Below are 18,305 nucleotides of genomic sequence, written 5' to 3' on the forward strand. Positions count from 1 at the left end.
TGGCAAGGTCGTTCGAATGCGGCAAAAACACCTAGGCTGTACGGATCAAATTGTTGCAGGAGGAGCAAACGCATGCGTTCAACTCGCCGGGTCGCGATCCTGGGCGGCAACCGTATCCCTTTCGCCCGCTCCAACGGCGCCTACGCCACCGCCAGCAACCAGGCGATGCTGACCGCAGCCCTGGAGGGCCTGATCGAGCGTTATCGCCTGCACGGGCTGCGCCTGGGCGAAGTGGTGGCCGGTGCGGTACTCAAGCACTCGCGGGACATGAGCCTGACCCGGGAGTGCGTACTCGGTTCGCGCCTGTCGCCGCAGACGCCGGCCTACGATATCCAGCAGGCCTGTGGCACCGGCCTGGAAGCGGCGCTGCTGGTGGCCAACAAGATTGCCCTCGGGCAGATCGACAGCGGTATCGCCGGTGGCGTAGACACCACGTCAGATGCCCCGATCGGCGTCAATGAGGGGCTGCGGCGCATCCTCCTGCAAGCCAATCGCGGCAAGACCTTGGCTGAGCGGCTCAAGCCGTTCCTGCAATTGCGCCCGGGCCACCTGAAACCTGAACTGCCGCGCAATGGCGAACCGCGTACCGGCCTGTCGATGGGCGAGCATTGCGAACGCATGGCGCAAACCTGGGGGATCGATCGCGCCGACCAGGATGCGCTGACCCTGCACAGCCACCAGCGATTGGCGGCCTCGTACAGTGAAGGCTGGCAGAATGACCTGGTGACGCCCTTCCTGGGCCTCTCGCGTGACAACAACCTGCGCGCTGACCTGACCCTGGAGCAGCTGACCAAGCTCAAGCCGTCGTTCGACCGCAGTGGGCTGGGCACGTTGACGCCGGGCAACTCCACGCCGCTGACCGATGGCGCCTCGGTGGTGCTGCTTGGCAGCGAGCAATGGGCTCAACAACAGGGCCTGCCAGTTCTGGCCTACCTGGTCGATGGCGAAACCGCTGCGGTGGACTTCGTCACTGGCCGCGAAGGGCTGTTGATGGCGCCGGTGTACGCAGTGCCGCGCCTGCTGGCACGCAATGGCCTGACCTTGCAGGACTTCGACTACTACGAAATCCACGAAGCCTTCGCGGCCCAGGTGCTGTGCACCCTCAAGGCCTGGGAGGATGCCGAGTACTGCCGGGAGCAGCTGGGGCTTGAGGCAGCGCTTGGCGCCATCGATCGCAGCAAGCTCAACGTCAAAGGCAGCTCGTTGGCGGCAGGCCACCCGTTCGCGGCGACCGGTGGGCGTATTTTGGCCAACCTGGCGAAATTACTGGCAAAGGCGGGGAAGGGACGTGGCTTGATATCCATCTGCGCTGCGGGCGGGCAAGGAGTGACGGTGATCGTCGAGCGTTGACCGAAGGGCGGTGCTGATCTCTGTTAGGCTTGTCTGCTCAGAACTACAAGAATTCGCTATGCAGACGATCGGACATCCGCGTGCCATTCCTGCCCTGGAGCAGTTGCCTCGGCCACTTTATGCCCGTGCGGAAAGCCTTGGCGCGGGGTCCTGGACCACTCGCCACAGCCATGACTGGGTGCAGTTTTCCTACGCCATCAGCGGAGTATTGGGGGTGTATACCGACGATGGCAGCTACTTCGCCCCACCGCAGTGGGGCGTGTGGATACCGGCCGATGCCGAACATGAAGTGGTTACCTCCGGGCAGGCTGAAATGCGCAGCCTTTACATCCGCCGTGATGCCTGCGCCTGGGCGCCGGCGCACTGCCGGGTCCTGGAAGTGACAGCGCTGGCGCGGGAGTTGATCAAGCAGTTTTGCCTGTTCCCGGCTGAATATGCCGAGGGTGACAGTGCCGAAGGCCGCCTGGTCGCCGTTTTGCTCGACCAGTTGCGCACCTTGCCCGAGGTGGGGTTCTCGCTGCCGTTGCCGCGGCACCCCGGCTTGCTGGCGCTGTGCAACGGGCTGATCGCCGCGCCGGACCAGATGCAGACCTTGCAGCAGTGGGCGGTGCAGTTGGGATGTTCGGAAAAGACTTTGATGCGGCTGTTCCAGCGCGAGACCGGGTTGAGTTTTCGCAACTGGCGCCAGCGGATGCGGCTACTGTCGTCGCTGGCGTTGCTGGAGGCAGGGGAGAGTGTGACCGCGGCGGCGCTGGGTTGTGGCTATGATTCGACCTCGGCGTACATTGCGGCCTTCAAGCAGTTGTTCGGGGCGACACCTGGGGAATTGAAGCTTTGATGTTGCCTGCACTGGCCCTTTCGCGGGCTCGCCCGCTCCCACAGGGATCGCACAGCTTTTGAAATCTGTGCGATCCCTGTGGGAGCGGGTTCACCCGCGAAAGGGCCGGTACTGGAGAAATCAGGTGCGGAAGCGACGCACCAGCGAGTCCAGTTCATTGGACAGCCCGGCCAGGCTCTCGGAGTCCTGACGCGCCGCCTGGGCCAGTTCCGCCACCAGCTGCGCATCGCCATGAATTTGGCTGATATGGCGGTTGATGTCCTCGGCCACCTGGTGCTGTTCTTCCGCCGCCGTGGCGATCTGCGTGTTCATGTCGCGAATGATGTCCACCGACTCGCGGATCTGCCCGAAACTGTCACGGGCCAGGCCAATGCGGCTGACCGACTGCTGCGACACTTCCAGGCTGGCATGCATCTGCTCGGCCACTTCCGCAGTGCGGCTGGCCAGGTTACCCAGCAAACCATCGATTTCCGCCGTGGAGTCGGCCGTGCGCTTGGCCAGTGCCCGAACCTCGTCGGCCACCACGGCAAAGCCTCGGCCCTGCTCGCCGGCGCGGGCCGCTTCGATGGCTGCGTTGAGCGCCAGCAGGTTGGTCTGCTCGGCAATCGAGCGAATGGTGCCGAGGATCGACTGGATGGCGTTGCTGTCGCGCTCCAGTTGCTGGATCGACTGGGCCGACTGCTCGATCTCCTGGCTCAGGCGGTCGACGCTGCTGACGGCCGCGTCGATCTGTTGCTGGCCTTCGCGGGCCTGCTGCTGGCCGCTGTCGGCCGATTGCGCGGCCTGGCTGCAGGAGCGGGCGACTTCATTGGCCGTGGCGACCATTTCGTGGAACGCGGTGGAGACCATGTCCACCGCTTCTCGCTGGCGCCCGGCAGCCTCGGCCATGTCGCTGGAAACCCGGGTGGAGCTGCTGGAGGTGCTGAGGATCTTGCTGGCGGCCGAGCCGATATGCTGGATGAGGCTGCGGATGGCGCCCAGGAACTGGTTGAACCAGTTGGCCAGTTGCGCGGTTTCGTCGCGCCCGCGCACGTCGAGGTTGCGGGTCAGGTCGCCTTCGCCCTGGGCAATGTCTTCAAGGCCGCTGGTGACGCTGTTGATCGGGCGCACGATGAGTTTGGCAAAGGCTGCGCCGACCACGGCGAACAGGGCCGCCAACACCAGTGCGATCACGCCGATCAGCCAGGTCAGGCGAGTGGTGGTCTGCATCACTTCGCTTTGCTGGATGAGGCCGATGAAGGTCCAGCCCAGCTTCTCGTCAGGGTAGACGTTGGCCATGTAGCGCTCGCCATTGATCTGGACCTCGACCAAGCCCTTGCCGGCCTTGGCCAGTTCGGCGTAGCCATCACCGAAGCTCGCCAGCTGCTTGAAGTTGTGGCTGGCATCGCGTGGGTCGACCATCACGTTGCCGTTGTTTTCCACCAGCATCAGGTAGCCGCTTTCGCCCAGCTTGATCTGCTTGACGATCTCGGTAAGGCCTTTGAGCGACACATCGATGTTGACCACGCCCCCGGCGTTGCCGAGCTGGTTGGCCACGGTGCGCACGGTGCTGATCAGCACGGCATCGTCGGCAGCCCAGTAATAGGCGCCGGTGCGTACGGTCTTACCGGGGTTGGCCATGGCCAACTGGTACCACGGGCGTGGGCGCGGGTCATAGTTGACGAACTTCTGCCCGGCGGGCCAGCCAACGTAGCCACCATCACTCACGCCGTAGGAAATGTAGGCATAGCCTGGGTGGGACTCTGCCAGGCGGGTGAAAAATTCCAGCAGCTGCTTGTCCTGATCGCCCAATTCGTAGGACGGATTGGCGCTCATGAACTTGTTCAGGTTGTTGCCCGTGGACGCCACCATCGGTTGCGAGGCCAGGTAGGCGACGTTCTGGTCGATGCCCTGGAAGAAGATGTTCATCGCGTTGCTGACCTGGCGGATTTCCCGGCTGCTGCTGTCGAGGAAACCGTCACGCGCTTCGCCGCGCAGGTTGATGACCACCAAGGTGGCTACGAGGACGATGGGCAAGCCCGCGATGATCGCGAAGGCCCATGTCAGTTTCTGTTTGATGTTCATCGACGCTCCCGGGGTTTGTTTTTTTGCACGCGAGGCAGGTAGCCAGTGCATCGGCAGGGTCCGGGGAATTTTTAGTGAAAGTGCCCGTATTTATTGGGCGAAGTCGCATTTGGCGACTATTCGGTCGGCTTTGGGCTAATATGGCATACCAAAGGTGTGCGGCGTGCCGATCTCAGCGCGCTGCATGCTTTCATTGGCAGCATCCTGCGCCATTGGCCAGGTCCTTCAGAATCGGGCAGTCCGGGCGGTCATCCCCATGGCAGTGGGCAACCAGATCGCCCAGGGTGTCACGCAGGCTCACCAGCTCTTCGATGCGCCGGTTCAGCTCATCGATGTGCTGCATGGCCAGCGCCTTGACGTCGGCGCTGGCACGGCCGCGGTCCTGCCACAAGGTCAGCAGCTTGCCTACTTCTTCCAGGGAAAACCCGAGGTCACGGGAGCGCTTGATGAAGGCCAGGCTGTGCAAGTCTTCGGCCTGGTACAAGCGGTAGCCGCTGTCGCTGCGGGTGGCCGGCTTGAGCAGGCCGATGGATTCGTAATAGCGGATCATCTTGGTGCTGAGCCCGCTGCGGCGGGCTGCCTGGCCAATGTTCATCGGGCCTCCTGCGAGGTGCTGGTGGGTTTCCAGGTCTTCAACCACAGGGCATTGCTGACCACGCTGACGCTGGATAGCGCCATGGCGGCGCCGGCCAGTACCGGGTTGAGATAGCCAAGCGCGGCCAGGGGAATGCCGATCAGGTTGTAGATGAAGGCCCAGAACAGATTCTGACGGATTTTTGCATAGGTCTTGCGGCTGATCTCCAGCGCGGCGGGCACCAGCCGTGGGTCACCGCGCATCAGGGTAATGCCGGCAGCCTGCATGGCCACGTCAGTGCCACCGCCCATGGCGATGCCGATATCGGCAGCGGCCAGGGCCGGGGCATCGTTGATGCCGTCGCCGACCATCGCCACCACACCGTTTTTTTTCAGGGCGGCCACGGTGGCGGCCTTGTCGGCCGGCAGCACTTCGGCATGCACGTCGTCGATGCCAAGGGCATCGGCCACCACCTTGGCGCTGCCGCGGTTGTCGCCGGTCAGCAGGTGGCTGCTGATGTGGCGGGCGTGCAGGGCAGCGATGGCCTGCTCGGCACCCGGTTTGAGGCTATCGCCAAAGGCGAACAGGCCGAGCACGCGAGCTGCTGCACCCCGCTCGATGAGCCACGACAGGGTGCGGCCTTCGGCCTCCCAGGCTTGAGCCTTGGCGGCCAGCTCGCCGGGTTGCAGGTTGCTTTCGTCAAGCAGGCGACGGTTGCCCAACGCCAGTTCGCGGCCTTCCACGCGGCCAGCGATGCCGCGGCCGGTGAGTGACTGGCTGTCAGTCACGGCGGGGACCTCAAGGCCTTGCTCGGCGCAGGCATCCAGCACGGCCTTGGCCAGCGGGTGTTCGCTACCGCGCTGCAGGGCGCCGGCGAGGCGATGCAGGTCGGCGCCGTCAGCGACCAGCGCCTGGCTGTGGACTATGCGCGGGCTGCCGGAAGTGAGGGTGCCGGTCTTGTCGAACACCACGCGATTGACCGCATGGGCACGCTCCAGGGCTTCGGCGTCCTTGATCAGGATGCCATGGCGGGCGGCGACACCGGTGCCGGCCATGATCGCTGCCGGTGTGGCCAGGCCCAGGGCGCACGGGCAGGCGATCACCAGTACGGCGACCGCATTGATCAGCGCGGTCTCCAGCGGTGCACCGGCCAGCCACCAGCCAGTCAAGGTAAGCAGTGCCAGCACCAGCACGGCAGGCACGAACACTTGGCTGACCCGGTCGACCAGCTTCTGGATCGGCGCCTTGGCGGCCTGTGCGTCTTCGACCAGGCGGATGATCCGGGCCAGCACGGTTTCCGTGCCCAGCGCCTGGGTCCGCACCAGCAACCGGCCTTCGCCGTTGATGGCACCGCCGGTGACGCTGTCGCCAGGTTGCTTGGGGACCGGCAGGCTCTCACCGCTGATCAATGCTTCGTCGGCGTGGCTGCTGCCTTCCTCCACCGCACCGTCGACCGGGAAGCGTTCGCCAGGTTTGACCAGAACCAGGTCGCCGAGGCGCAGTTGGGCGATTGCCACGTCTTCTTCGCGGCCGTCGATGACGCGCACGGCCCGCTCCGGGCGCAGGGCTTCGAGGGCGCGAATGGCACTGGCCGTCTGGCGCTTGGCCCGGCTTTCGAGGTACTTGCCCAGCAGCACCAGGGCGATGACTACCGCCGAAGCTTCGAAGTAAAGGTGCGGGGCCATTCCGGCCGGGGCCTTGGCCCATTGGTACAGGCTCAGGCCATAACCCGCGCTGGTGCCCAGGGCGACCAGCAGGTCCATGTTGCCTGCTCCAGCACGCACGGCTTTGTAGGCGGCTTTGTAGAAGCGTGCACCGAGAATGAACTGCACCGGGGTGGCCAGCGCGAACTGCGCCCAGGCGGGCAGCATCCAGTGCAGGCCGAAGGGCTGCACCAGCATCGGCAGCACCAATGGCAGGGCCAGCAACAGCGCGGCAGCGACAGCCAGGCGTTCATTGCGCAGGCGTCGTTGGGCATCCTGCTGATCATCCTTGGCCGCTTGCGGCAGGCTGGCGCTGTAACCGGCTTTTTCGACAGCGGCAATCAGCAGCGCGTCATCGAGCGCCTGCAGCACTTCAAGGTGGGCACGCTCGCTGGCCAGGTTGACGCTGACCTGTTCAACCTCCGGCAATTTGCCGAGGGCGCGCTCCACGCGGCCGACGCAGCTGGCACAGGTCATGCCGCCGATCTGCAGCTCCACGGTCCGGGTCGGCACGCCATAGCCGGCGCCGCGCACGGCTTCAACCAAGGCTGGCAGGCTACCTGCCGGGGCCTGGACCCTGGCCTGTTCAGTGGCGAGGTTGACGCTGACCTGATCGGCGCCGCTGACCTTTCGCAGGGCGCGCTCGACACGGCCCGCACAGCTGGCGCAGGTCATGCCGGAAATCGGCAGGTTGAAAGTGTTGGATGCGGGCATGGCTCTCCTCCTTGGCAGGGCTAGAGCGTCAGCATCAACCTTGCCACGCGGGGAAGGTCAATAGCCCAGGCCGGCTCGCTTCAGTTCAAGACCCTGTGGGCCCATGGCGATGCGGTACTTGCTGATCTGGCCTGCTTGCAGGTTGAGCCGCGTGCTGCGTTGGTCCTCGATACCCGGGGCACACCCCGGCATCTGCCCGGGCAACAGGCGCAGGCGAACATCAATCGGGCCGGGCGGCAGGTTGAAGGACGTTGACTGCTCCTGGAAGACCCGCCCGGAGAGCTGATCGTTGAGATACACGCCGATTTCGCAGCTGGTGGCCACTTCCAGGCGTTCCCGGGAAATGATCAGCACGCTGTAGTCCGAGTTGCCCTCGGCGCTGGCCGGCGGCACCGCCATCAGTGCGGCCAACAGCCCGACAACGCCCACTGCTGTCCTGAACATGAAGAATCTCCTGCTTGCACAATCATCAAAGGCGCAGCTTGGCCGAGGTCCGCGCGGATTTCCAGCCCGGCCGTTTCACGCAGAACTTGACCTTGCCCCGATGGCAAGCTTGAAACTGGGGAAAACCCTGAAGGAGGTAGTCCCCATGCAAGTGTTCAATGTTCAAGGCATGACCTGTGGCCATTGCGTGAAAGCCGTGACTCGTGCAGTACAGGAAAAGGATGCGCAGGCTACCGTGGAAGTCGATCTGCCTGGCCAGCAAGTGCGGGTGCAAAGCTCGCTGGGCGCGGAGCAAGTATTGGCGGCTATTCGAGAGGAAGGCTACCAAGCTGAAGTGGCCTGAACCGAGGTGCCGCACTGCGGCCCTGTTTTGTTGCAAATGTTTTCATGCTGAGGGTGGCCACTGCAGGTAGACTTGGCAGCTTGCTTAGCCTGCTATGGATTCCTGATGAACCTGCGAATGGTGCTGATCCTGGGCGCACTGAGTGCGTTCGGGCCCTTGGCGATCGACTTCTACCTGCCCGCCTTCCCGGCCATGGCGCAGGCGTTCGCCACCGACGAAAAACATGTACAGGCCACCCTGGCGGCCTATTTCCTCGGCCTGTCGATCGGCCAGCTCGCCTACGGGCCGGTGGCGGACCGCTTCGGCCGGCGCAAGCCGCTGTTGTTCGGGGTGGCGCTGTTCACCCTGGCCTCACTGGCCTGTGCTTACGCCCCCAACCTCGACACCTTGATCGTTGCACGCTTTGTCCAGGCGCTGGGCGGCTGCGCTGGCATGGTCCTGTCGCGGGCCATCGTCAGCGACAAGTGCGACCCGGTGGCGTCGGCCAAGGTGTTCTCGCAGTTGATGCTGGTGATGGGCCTGGCCCCCATCCTTGCGCCGATGCTGGGCGGGGTCCTGGTGAACCTGGCCGGTTGGCAGTCGATATTCCTGGCGCTGAGCCTGTTCAGCGCGGCCAGCCTGCTGGCGGTAAGCCTGGGCCTGCCGGAAAGCCTGCCGGCCAGCATGCCGCGCCAGCCGCTATCGGGAGCATTGCGTCAGTACCTGCGGTTATTGACTGACCGGGTGTTCATCGGCCATGCCTTGACCGGCGGTATCGCCATTGCCGGGATGTTTGCCTACATCGCCGGTTCACCGTTCGTATTCATCAAGCTCTATGGCGTACCCGCAGAGCATTATGGCTGGCTGTTCGGTACCAACGCGGCCGGCTTCATTCTGGTCGCCCAGGTCAACGCGCGCTTGCTGGCCAAGCGAGGCCCGGCATTCCTGTTGGTGCGGGCGGTCTGGCTGTACTTGGCAGCAGGCCTGGTATTGCTTGGCGTGGCAGCCTTGCGCCCGGCGCAGTTGTGGCCATTGCTGGTACCGCTGTTCGTCTGCATTGCCAGCCTGGGGTGCATCATCCCCAATGCGTCGGCCTGCGCCATGAGTGGCCAGGGCGCACGGGCAGGCAGTGCTTCGGCACTGATGGGCTGCCTGCAATTCAGCGTCGCGGCCGGTGCGGCCTCGCTGGTCGGCGTGCTGCATGATGGCAGTGCCGTGCCGATGACGTTGGTGATCAGCCTGTGCGGGGCACTCGTGGTCAGTGTCGCGCTGTTGACCCGGCGTTTGCAGGCCACGCGTCCAGCATGAGCGGGTGAGGTGCCTGCAGGCGGGTTTGCAGGGTGGCGACGAAGGCACGTGCTTCTGCCTCGCTGCGAAAACTCACCACATGCTGGTCGAGTCTTACCTGCCAGGGGCAGTTGGGGTTGCGATTCGACGCACTGACGACAATCTTCATCGTGGCATACCTCCGATTGGGGGAGAGCGGATCAAGTGTAGCGCCGCAGTCTGCTGGCGCCATGGCTAGGGTGAGTGTCCTGACTGGCGGTCCGGGCGCCGTTCGCTATGGCCTGTGCGACGTTTCCAGCGGATATGCCTGGATTGATGTGGAAGCTTCGATTTGATTTGCGCTACTTGAGGAAGTGCGCTGTCAGCAGAGTCGCTACTCACTCTGGGCCATCCTTCCTCATGCCCTTTATTTTCCTTTCTCTTCCAGGTTGGGCCGATTCTGGCGCGCGAAAGGGTGGCCCCACCCAACGCTGAATGAGCCCGCTTGAGCATGCGCGGGCCTGCGGGGAGCGGCACGGGCGCGGCTTATACTGGCCCTTGGCAGTTTGCTTGAGAGGCGACCAGCGTAACCAATGCTGGCCTCTGAAACCGGACGTGATCATGCGGGGAGATACAGGGACATGAATGCAGTCAGTAGTATCAGTCAGATTGCCGGCCTGATGGCCGACCCCAAGCGTAGCGCGATGTTGTGGGCGCTAATCGATGGCACACCGCGGCCGACAGATGAACTGGCGATGATGGCCGGCCTGAGCGCGTCGTCGGCCTGTGCCCACCTTTCGTTGCTGTCTTCGGCCGGCCTGCTCAGGCTTGAGGCGCGTGGGCGCAAGCGCTACTTCAGGCTCGCCACACCTCAGGTGGGCGTTGCTGTCGAAGCGCTGGCCAGCGTCCAGCTGGCGTCGACAAAGGGGCCGCGCACGGGGGTGCTGCAGCTGCCGATGTCGATGCGCAGGGCACGTCGCTGTGGCGAACACCTGGGCGGCGAGCTGGCGGGTGAGTTGTATCACCGGCTGGTGGTGGCGGGCTGGCTGGAGGGCAGCGAGCGGGAACTGATGGTCAGTGAGGAGGGGCGAACGCAGCTGGCTGCCATGGGCGTCTACATCGATGCGCTGGCATCGCGGCGGCACTGTGTGATCTGCCACTGCAATGAATGGACCGACCAAGGGCCACACTTGGGCGGTAGCCTTGGTCAGGCGTTGCTCAAACTGTTTCTGCAGTCTGGCTGGATACGCGAACCTGAGGGCACGCGGGTACTGCAGATTTCTGCCGAAGGTGTGCAGCAGATCAACCGTATAGCCCGCGTGACCACCTTGCAGGTCGGTTGACGGCTTCAGACCAGGCGAGCATCCAGGCTGTTTTGTGCCAGTCGGCGGGCCTGGTCTTCGGTCATGCCCAGGTGGGTGTGCAGGGCGTGGTAGTTTTCGGTGACATAACCGCCAAAGTAGGCCGGGTCGTCCGAGTTCACTGTCACCTTCACGCCTCGTTCCAGCATGTCGAGGATGTTGTGCTGGCTCATGTGGTCGAACACGCAGAGCTTGGTGTTCGACAACGGGCAGACGGTGAGCGGGATCTGCTCGTCGATGATGCGTTGCATCAGGCGTTCGTCTTCGATGGCGCGCACACCGTGGTCGATACGCTTGATCTTCAGCAGGTCGAGGGCTTCCCAGATGTACTCGGGTGGGCCTTCCTCACCGGCGTGGGCCACGGCCACGAAGCCTTCGCTGCGGGCGCGGTCGAACACCCGCTGGAACTTGCTGGGTGGGTGGCCCATTTCCGAACTGTCCAGGCCGACGGCGATGAACGCGTCGCGGAAGGGCAGCGCTTGGTCGAGGGTTTTTTGCGCTTCGTCTTCGCTCAGGTGGCGCAGGAAGCTCAAAATCAGGCCGCTGCTGATACCCAGTTGTTCGCGACCGTCTTTCAACGCCTGGTTGATGCCGTTGAGCACGACCTCGAATGGGATGCCACGGTCGGTGTGGGTCTGCGGATCGAAGAACGGTTCGGTATGGACCACATTCTGCGCCTTGCAGCGTTGCAGGTAAGCCCAGGTCAGGTCGTAGAAGTCCTGTTCGGTGCGCAGCACGTCTGCGCCTTGGTAATACAGGTCGAGAAACTCTTGGAGGTTATTGAACGCATAGGCGCCACGAAGGGTTTCCACGTCGTTCCAGGGCAAGGCGATCTTGTTGCGCTCGGCCAGGGCGAACAACAGCTCGGGTTCCAGCGAGCCTTCAAGGTGCAGGTGCAGTTCTGCCTTGGGCAGGGCATTCAGCCAGTCATACATAAGGAGGGAGTCTCGAATCAGGTACGGTTGCCGCCATTCTACAGGGCCTGGCCGGGCATTGCGCCCGGCCGGTCGGTATTCACCTCACCAGGTGAGTGATTCGCCTTTGTAGTTGATGAAGCGCAGGCCACCGTGTCCGCTTTGCGCCTTGATCTGTTCGAGCATGCCACGGGTGCTGGTGCGCACGTCGATCTCGGCGTTTTCGCCGCCCATGTCGGTCTTCACCCAGCCCGGATGCATGGCCAGTACGCACAGGTCGGGGCGCTGCAGATCGACCACGAAACTGTTGATCATCGAATTGAGCGCGGCCTTGCTGGCCTTGTACAGGCAGATCTCGCCACCGTCGGGGATGGTCACGCTGCCGAGGATCGAGCTCATGAACGCGAGCACACCGCTGCCTTCGCGTACCTGGCCTGCCAGGCGCCGGGCGACGCGGATCGGGGCCACGGCGTTGGTCATGAACAGATCGCCAATGGCCTGAGCGTTTACGGTCTCCACGTCTTGCGGCAGGGGGCCCATTACCCCGGCGTTGACGAAGACCAGGTCGAACATCTGGCCTTGCAGGCGTTGCTGGAGGCCATCGAGCTGGGTGGTGTCGTTCATTTCCAGTTGCTCGATGCGCACGCCGGGAACATCGGCCAGGGCGCCTGGCTGTTGAGGGTTACGCACGGTTGCAACAATGTTCCAGCCGTCTTCGTGCAGGCGTTGTACCAGGCCCAGGCCGAGACCGCGGGAAGCGCCGATGATGAGGGCAGTTCTGGAGGATGCCATAGGAACATTCCTTTATCGGTGTAGGAAAAGGAATTCAGCATACTTCAGAGTTCGGACGTATGCCTCGCCTGCTTCACGATTGGCTAAAAAATGTACAAGTTTGTCTGGCCTTGAGCGGGCGGGTGCCTGGCTTGTTGGCTAACGGGTTATCCACAGGCTCGTCCACAGTAAATGTGTGCAAGCGCCACGACCGGGGTTGTGCAATCTGCCAGACACATTGGGGATAACTTCTGAAGACTCAGTCGTTTACTGCTGTCATCAAACAGTGATCAAAATATGATCAATGGCCTTGAGGCCTTGCAGCGCTTGGCCTGTAGCGGAGTGCCCCAAGCTTATCCACAGGCCGGCCCACAGTAGATGTGGGCAAACCTCAGTGTGTCTCGAGGAGAATCCGGCCCCGGCTCAGGTCCGCCAGTTGCTGTTGCAATATGGCCAGGTACGCTTCGCCCACAGCGATATGCAGGTCGACGCCATTGGCGGTGAATTGCTCGTCGAGCACCAGGCCATCCACTTCTGCCAGGCGCAGTTTCACCAGGGCCAGTTCGCTGAAGGTACAACTGCAGGTGTACTCGCTGCGCTGGACCAGCAGGCGCTTGGGGGCTTGCTGCAGGCACTTGTTGGCGCCACCGCCGTAGGCACGCGCCAGCCCGCCGGTGCCCAGCTGAATACCGCCGTACCAGCGAATCACCAGCACCACCACCTGGTCGCAGTCCTGTGCTTCGATGGCCGCCAGGATCGGCCTTCCGGCAGTGCCGCCCGGTTCGCCATCGTCATTGCTGCGGTATTGCCCGCCGATTTTCCATGCCCAGCAGTTGTGGGTGGCGGCCAAGTCACTGTGACGCTCGATGAAGCTCATCGCCTCGGCGGCACTGTTGATCGGGCTGGCCAGGGTGATGAAGCGGCTCTTGCGGATTTCCTCGCGAAATTCGCAGAGGTCGAGCAGGGTAGAAGGCATAGATGAACGTCAGGCACTCGGCTTTATGCCGCACCCCTTGAGAATGATGTGGATAAGGTTGTTGCTGGCATCTTCCATGTCTTGCTTGGTCAGGCGGCTGCGGCCGGTAACCTGGCAGATCTGGGTGGCGAAGTCGGCATAGTGCTGGGTGCTGCCCCAGAGCAGGAAGATCAGATGCACCGGGTCGACCGGGTCCATCTTGCCGGCGTCCATCCAGGCCTGGAACACGGCGGCCCGCCCGCGGAACCATTCGCGGTAGTCGGCGCTGAAATACTCGGTCAGGCAGGTGCCGCCGCTGATCACCTCCATCGCGAAGATGCGCGAGGCCTGCGGGTTGCGCCGGGAGAACTCCATCTTGGTGCGGATGTATTGGCTCAGCGCTTCGCCTGGGTCGTCATCGACGCTCAGGGCATTGAAGGTGCTGTCCCACAGCTCGATGATGTTGCTCAGCACGGCGATGTAGAGGCCGAGCTTGTTGGTGAAGTAGTAATGCAGGTTGGCCTTGGGCAAGCCGGCTTTCAGCGCGATGGTGTTCATGCTGGTGCCTTTGAACCCATGGCGGGCGAATTCGTCTTCGGCGGCCTGGATGATGGCCTGTTCGTTCTTCTGGCGGATGCGGCCGGCGGGCTTGCCAGAGGCGGCGAGGCGATGCGCAGGGACTTCTAGGCTCATGGACGATTCCGGACAGGTCTGTGGCAACGAATGTCGGACAAGATTACCTGCCTGTGCTGGCGTGACAAGCCTTAGCGTCAGAAGCTGGCATCAACGTGTCGCAGCCAGGCTTTCCAGGAAGCTTTCCAGTACCAGGTTCGGTCGCCTCCCTTTGCGCGTCACCCAGCTCAGGCTCAGGTCATAGAAGCGTTGCGCAGGCTTCAGTGCACGCAGGCGGCCTTGTTGGACCCAGAACGTGGCGTAGTGGTCGGGCAGGTAGCCAATATAGCGGCCGGTGAGGATCAGGAACGCCATGCCTTCGCGGTCCGAGGCACTGGCAGTGCAGTTGAGCGCCTGGTAGTGCGCCTGGATTTCCGCAGGCAGGCGGAAGGTTGGCGCGATCGCTTCCTGGCTGTTGAGGCGGTCATCGTCGATCTGCTGGTTGTCGGCGTAGAATAACGGGTGGCCAACTGCGCAGTACAGTTGTGACCGTTCGCTGTACAGCGGTTGGTATTCCAGGCCGGACAGAGGGCTGGTCTGGGGGACCACACCGACGTGCAGGCTGCCGTCCAGTACCCCTTGCTCCACCTGGCTGGGGGCGATCATGCGGATCTGGATGCGCACATCCGGGCCGCGGTCCTTCAGTTCGGCCAAGGCATGGGTGATGCGCATATGCGGCAGGGTGACCAGGTTGTCGGTAAGGCCGATGTTCAGCTCACCGCGCAAGTGCTGGTGCAGGCCGTTGACCTCGGTACGGAAAGTTTCCAGTGCACTGAGCAACTGCAATGCCGAGTGATAGACCTCGCGGCCTTCCTCGGTCAGCGAGAAACCGGCACGACCACGCTGGCACAAGCGCAGACCCAGGCGCTGTTCGAGATCGTTCATTTGCTGGCTGATGGCTGAACGGCCAATCCCCAGCACGTTCTCCGCAGCCGAGAAACCGCCACATTCAACCACGCTTCGGTAGATTTTCAGCAGGCGGATGTCGAAATCGCTCACTTGTGCGAGAGGGTCGGGTCGTCTGCTCATATGTTTAGTCTTGCGCTACCTGAAGATTAGAAATGTAGGCTTTTTCAGACTTTATCCGCGTGCGAATTTAGCTGCAACAACATCCATCGTTGCCTAATCGTCTTCCGAGGAACCGCCGATGAACATGCCTGAAACCGCAACCGCGGGGATCGCCAGCCAGCTGAAGCTGGATGCCCACTGGATGCCCTACACCGCCAACCGTAACTTCCAGCGCGACCCGCGCCTGATCGTGGCGGCCCAAGGCAACTACCTGGTCGATGACAAGGGGCGCAAGGTCTTCGACGCCCTGTCTGGCCTGTGGACCTGTGGCGCCGGGCATACCCGCAAGGAAATCACCGAAGCGGTCGCACGCCAGGTCGGTACCCTCGATTATTCCCCGGCGTTCCAGTTCGGCCACCCGCTGTCCTTCCAGCTGGCCGAGAAGATCGCCGAGCTGACCCCGGGCGACTTGAACCACGTCTTCTATACCAATTCCGGCTCCGAGTGCTGCGACACTGCGCTGAAGATGGTGCGTGCCTACTGGCGCCTGAAAGGCCAGGCCACCAAGACCAAGATCATCGGCCGTGCCCGTGGTTATCACGGGGTGAACATTGCCGGCACCAGCCTGGGTGGCGTCAACGGTAACCGCAAGATGTTCGGCCAGTTGCTGGACGTCGACCACCTGCCCCATACCGTGCTGCCAGTCAACGCCTTCTCCAAAGGCCTGCCGGAAGAGGGCGGTATCGCCCTGGCAGATGAAATGCTCAAGCTGATCGAGCTGCACGATGCCTCGAACATCGCAGCGGTGATCGTCGAGCCTTTGGCAGGTTCCGCTGGCGTGCTGCCGCCGCCGAAGGGTTACCTGAAGCGCCTGCGTGAAATCTGCTCCCAGCACAACATCCTGCTGATCTTCGACGAAGTGATCACAGGCTTTGGCCGCATGGGCGCCATGACCGGCTCCGAGGCCTTTGGTGTCACCCCTGACCTGATGTGCATCGCCAAACAGGTCACCAACGGTGCCATCCCCATGGGGGCGGTCATCGCCACGCGTGAGATCTACCAGACCTTCATGAACCAGCCGACGCCGGAATATGCAGTGGAATTCCCCCACGGCTACACCTACTCGGCGCACCCGGTAGCCTGCGCCGCCGGTCTCGCCGCGCTCGATCTGCTGCAGAAGGAGAGCCTGGTGCAGTCGGCTGCCGAGCTGGCGCCGCACTTCGAGAAGCTGCTGCATGGCGTGAAGGGCACCAAGAACATCGTCGACATCCGTAACTACGGCCTGGCCGGCGCGATCCAGATCGCCGCCCGCGATGGCGATGCCATCGTGCGTCCGTACGAAGCCGCCATGAAGCTGTGGCAAGCCGGCTTCTATGTGCGCTTCGGTGGCGACACCCTGCAGTTCGGCCCAACCTTCAATACCCAGCCGCAGGAACTGGACCGCCTGTTCGACGCGGTCGGCGAAACCCTGAACCAGATCGACTGATCTTTCCGCTTTTGACGTAGGGCGCGTGAACCATCACGCGCCTGCCTCAACCTTCTTTACCTGGAGTTTTGCATGAGCATTGTTCAGCACCTGATTCACGGCGAGCTGGTTACCAAAGGTGAGCGCACCGCCGATGTCTTCAACCCGTCTACCGGTCAGGCGGTGCGCAAGGTCGAACTGGCTAGTCGCGCGACCGTGCAGGAAGCCATTGAGTCGGCCAAGGCTTCCTTCCCCGCCTGGCGCAACACCCCACCGGCCAAGCGCGCCCAGGTGATGTTCCGCTTCAAGCAACTGCTGGAGCAAAACGAAGCCCGCATCTCGCAGATGATCAGCGAAGAGCACGGCAAGACCCTGGAGGATGCGGCCGGCGAACTGAAGCGTGGCATCGAGAACGTCGAGTTCGCCTGTGCTGCACCGGAAGTGCTGAAAGGCGAGTACAGCCGCAACGTCGGCCCGAACATCGATGCCTGGTCCGACTTCCAGCCACTGGGTGTGGTCGCTGGCATCACGCCATTCAACTTCCCGGCCATGGTGCCGCTGTGGATGTACCCACTGGCCATTGCCTGCGGTAACGCCTTCATTCTCAAACCATCCGAGCGTGACCCGAGCTCGACCCTGTTCATCGCTCAGTTGCTGCTGGAGGCTGGCCTGCCCAAGGGCATTCTCAATGTGGTGCATGGTGACAAGGAAGCGGTCGATGCACTGATCGAAGCGCCGGAAGTGAAAGCGCTGAGTTTCGTCGGTTCGACTCCGATCGCCGAATACATCTATGCCGAAGGCACCAAGCGTGGCAAGCGCGTACAGGCCCTGGGCGGTGCGAAGAACCACGCGGTGTTGATGCCCGATGCCGACCTGGACAACGCAGTCAGCGCGCTGATGGGCGCTGCCTACGGTTCGTGCGGCGAGCGCTGCATGGCTATTTCGGTGGCAGTGTGCGTGGGTGATCAGGTTGCCGATGCACTGATCGCCAAGCTGGAGCCGCAGATCAAGGCGCTGAAGATTGGTGCTGGCACTTCCTGTGGCCTGGACATGGGCCCGCTGGTGACCGCTGCAGCCCGTGACAAGGTTGTCGGTTATATCGACGATGGCGTTGCCGCTGGCGCCAGGTTGGTGGTGGATGGCCGAGGCTTGCGCGTGGCAGGTAATGAAGATGGCTATTTCGTTGGCGGCACGCTGTTCGACAACGTGACACCGCAGATGCGCATCTATAAGGAAGAGATCTTCGGCCCGGTGCTGTGCGTGGTGCGCGTGAACAGCCTCGAGCAGGCCATGCAGCTGATCAACGATCACGAATACGGCAACGGTACCTGCATCTTCACCCGTGACGGTGAAGCGGCGCGCCTGTTCTGCGACGAAATCGAAGTGGGCATGGTCGGGGTCAACGTACCGCTGCCGGTGCCGGTTGCCTATCACAGCTTCGGTGGCTGGAAGCGCTCGCTGTTTGGTGACCTGCATGCCTATGGCCCGGACGGTGTGCGCTTCTATACCCGTCGCAAGGCGATCACCCAGCGTTGGCCGCAGCGCGCCAGCCATGAGGCGTCGCAGTTTGCCTTCCCTAGCTTGTAAGGGATGATGTTAAGCGGGGAGGCCGACAGGCCTCCCCGCTTTGCTTTTCAGCGATATTAAAGTTTCTTGAAATTAAAGGTTGACGGGGTTTCGAATCCCCTTATAATGCGCCCCACTTCCAGCGACATCGGAACGACAAACTCCTTGAAATTCAATGAGTTAGGTGGTTGAGGTGAGGTTGGAGGCGCTTCGGTCGAATGATCGATGGCGGTTGAGATGAAGGTTGACAGCGGTTTTAAACGCTGTATTATTCGCCTCCCGCTACGAGAGATCGCAGCGAGCCAAGTGTTTGAAGGC

The 18,305-nt window shown here is 62.7% G+C and carries 18 protein-coding genes and 1 pseudogene; 7 read left to right on the plus strand and 12 right to left on the minus strand.

Going from position 1 to position 18,305, the window contains the following annotated elements; all coding sequences use genetic code 11:
* Positions 1-72 precede the first annotated feature (72 nt).
* Together APH33_RS19815 and APH33_RS19820 are read left to right on the plus strand one after the other, a co-directional pair.
* Entirely contained in the window at positions 73-1,350 is a 1,278-nt protein-coding gene (locus tag APH33_RS19815; RefSeq protein ID WP_054886787.1) for an acetyl-CoA C-acetyltransferase, read from the plus strand.
* 58 nt (positions 1,351-1,408) lie between these two features.
* Entirely contained in the window at positions 1,409-2,188 is a 780-nt protein-coding gene (locus APH33_RS19820) for a helix-turn-helix transcriptional regulator (protein WP_054886788.1), read from the plus strand.
* A 120-nt stretch (positions 2,189-2,308) separates the two neighbouring features.
* On the opposite strand, the gene APH33_RS28040 is transcribed toward APH33_RS19820, so the two are convergent.
* The 5 genes and pseudogenes from APH33_RS28040 to APH33_RS19840 all read right to left on the minus strand — a co-directional run bounded on the left by APH33_RS28040 (position 2,309) and on the right by APH33_RS19840 (position 7,687).
* Positions 2,309-3,076 carry a methyl-accepting chemotaxis protein gene (locus tag APH33_RS28040; RefSeq protein ID WP_371263267.1) on the minus strand — a complete coding sequence of 256 codons (768 nt, stop codon included), beginning with the start codon at positions 3,074-3,076 and terminating at the stop codon, positions 2,309-2,311.
* A gap of 90 nt (positions 3,077-3,166) precedes the next feature.
* Positions 3,167-4,303: pseudogene (locus APH33_RS28045) on the minus strand (sensor histidine kinase); the annotation flags it as partial.
* A 139-nt stretch (positions 4,304-4,442) separates the two neighbouring features.
* Entirely contained in the window at positions 4,443-4,847 is a 405-nt protein-coding gene (gene cueR, locus APH33_RS19830) for a Cu(I)-responsive transcriptional regulator (RefSeq protein WP_054886790.1), read from the minus strand.
* On the minus strand, positions 4,844-7,243 hold the full coding sequence (locus APH33_RS19835; protein WP_054886791.1) for a heavy metal translocating P-type ATPase: 2,400 nt from the start codon (positions 7,241-7,243) through the stop codon (positions 4,844-4,846). The genes cueR and APH33_RS19835 overlap by 4 nt, the downstream gene beginning before the upstream one ends.
* A 57-nt stretch (positions 7,244-7,300) precedes the next feature.
* A complete protein-coding gene (locus APH33_RS19840; protein WP_054886792.1) occupies positions 7,301-7,687 on the minus strand; it encodes a hypothetical protein in 387 nt (128 codons plus the stop codon).
* 145 nt (positions 7,688-7,832) lie between these two features.
* Between APH33_RS19840 and APH33_RS19845 the strand changes: the two genes are divergently transcribed.
* Positions 7,833-8,030, plus strand: a complete 198-nt coding sequence (locus APH33_RS19845; protein ID WP_054886793.1) for a heavy-metal-associated domain-containing protein — start codon at positions 7,833-7,835, stop codon at positions 8,028-8,030.
* A 105-nt stretch (positions 8,031-8,135) separates the two neighbouring features.
* Positions 8,136-9,317 carry a multidrug effflux MFS transporter gene (locus APH33_RS19850; RefSeq protein WP_054886794.1) on the plus strand — a complete coding sequence of 394 codons (1,182 nt, stop codon included), beginning with the start codon at positions 8,136-8,138 and terminating at the stop codon, positions 9,315-9,317.
* On the opposite strand, the gene APH33_RS27780 is transcribed toward APH33_RS19850, so the two are convergent.
* Positions 9,268-9,465, minus strand: a complete 198-nt coding sequence (locus APH33_RS27780) for a hypothetical protein (protein WP_082433666.1) — start codon at positions 9,463-9,465, stop codon at positions 9,268-9,270. The genes APH33_RS19850 and APH33_RS27780 overlap by 50 nt on opposite strands.
* Positions 9,466-9,916: 451 nt before the next feature.
* Here APH33_RS27780 and APH33_RS19855 point away from each other — a divergent pair, with 451 nt between their 5' ends.
* A complete protein-coding gene (locus tag APH33_RS19855) occupies positions 9,917-10,618 on the plus strand; it encodes a helix-turn-helix transcriptional regulator (protein WP_054886795.1) in 702 nt (233 codons plus the stop codon).
* Positions 10,619-10,623: 5 nt separating this feature from the next.
* On the opposite strand, the gene APH33_RS19860 is transcribed toward APH33_RS19855, so the two are convergent.
* The 5 genes from APH33_RS19860 to APH33_RS19880 form a co-directional block, all read right to left on the minus strand.
* Positions 10,624-11,571 (minus strand): adenosine deaminase, encoded by a 948-nt coding sequence (locus tag APH33_RS19860; RefSeq protein ID WP_054886796.1) that lies wholly within the window; start codon positions 11,569-11,571, stop codon positions 10,624-10,626.
* A gap of 84 nt (positions 11,572-11,655) precedes the next feature.
* A complete protein-coding gene (locus APH33_RS19865; RefSeq protein ID WP_054886797.1) occupies positions 11,656-12,342 on the minus strand; it encodes an SDR family oxidoreductase in 687 nt (228 codons plus the stop codon).
* A 370-nt stretch (positions 12,343-12,712) separates the two neighbouring features.
* Complete coding sequence (locus APH33_RS19870) at positions 12,713-13,297, minus strand: YigZ family protein (RefSeq protein WP_054886798.1); 585 nt, start codon at positions 13,295-13,297, stop codon at positions 12,713-12,715.
* A gap of 9 nt (positions 13,298-13,306) precedes the next feature.
* Positions 13,307-13,969, minus strand: a complete 663-nt coding sequence (locus tag APH33_RS19875) for a TetR/AcrR family transcriptional regulator (protein ID WP_054886799.1) — start codon at positions 13,967-13,969, stop codon at positions 13,307-13,309.
* Between the two features lie 90 nt (positions 13,970-14,059).
* Positions 14,060-14,977: a LysR family transcriptional regulator gene (locus APH33_RS19880; protein ID WP_054886800.1), complete on the minus strand. Its 918-nt coding sequence runs from the start codon at positions 14,975-14,977 to the stop codon at positions 14,060-14,062.
* 118 nt (positions 14,978-15,095) lie between these two features.
* Here APH33_RS19880 and APH33_RS19885 point away from each other — a divergent pair, with 118 nt between their 5' ends.
* A complete protein-coding gene (locus APH33_RS19885; protein ID WP_054886801.1) occupies positions 15,096-16,442 on the plus strand; it encodes an aspartate aminotransferase family protein in 1,347 nt (448 codons plus the stop codon).
* A 72-nt stretch (positions 16,443-16,514) separates the two neighbouring features.
* Positions 16,515-18,008, plus strand: coding sequence for a CoA-acylating methylmalonate-semialdehyde dehydrogenase (locus tag APH33_RS19890; RefSeq protein WP_054886802.1), 1,494 nt, complete (start codon positions 16,515-16,517; stop codon positions 18,006-18,008).
* Positions 18,009-18,064: 56 nt separating this feature from the next.
* Here the strand turns inward: APH33_RS19890 and APH33_RS27540 are convergent.
* A partial coding sequence (locus tag APH33_RS27540; RefSeq protein WP_218187135.1) for a hypothetical protein occupies positions 18,065-18,305 on the minus strand: 241 nt, incomplete at its 5' end.

The organism is Pseudomonas sp. NBRC 111130 (assembly GCF_001320485.1).
Classification (GTDB): Bacteria; Pseudomonadota; Gammaproteobacteria; order Pseudomonadales; family Pseudomonadaceae; genus Aquipseudomonas; species Aquipseudomonas vlassakiae.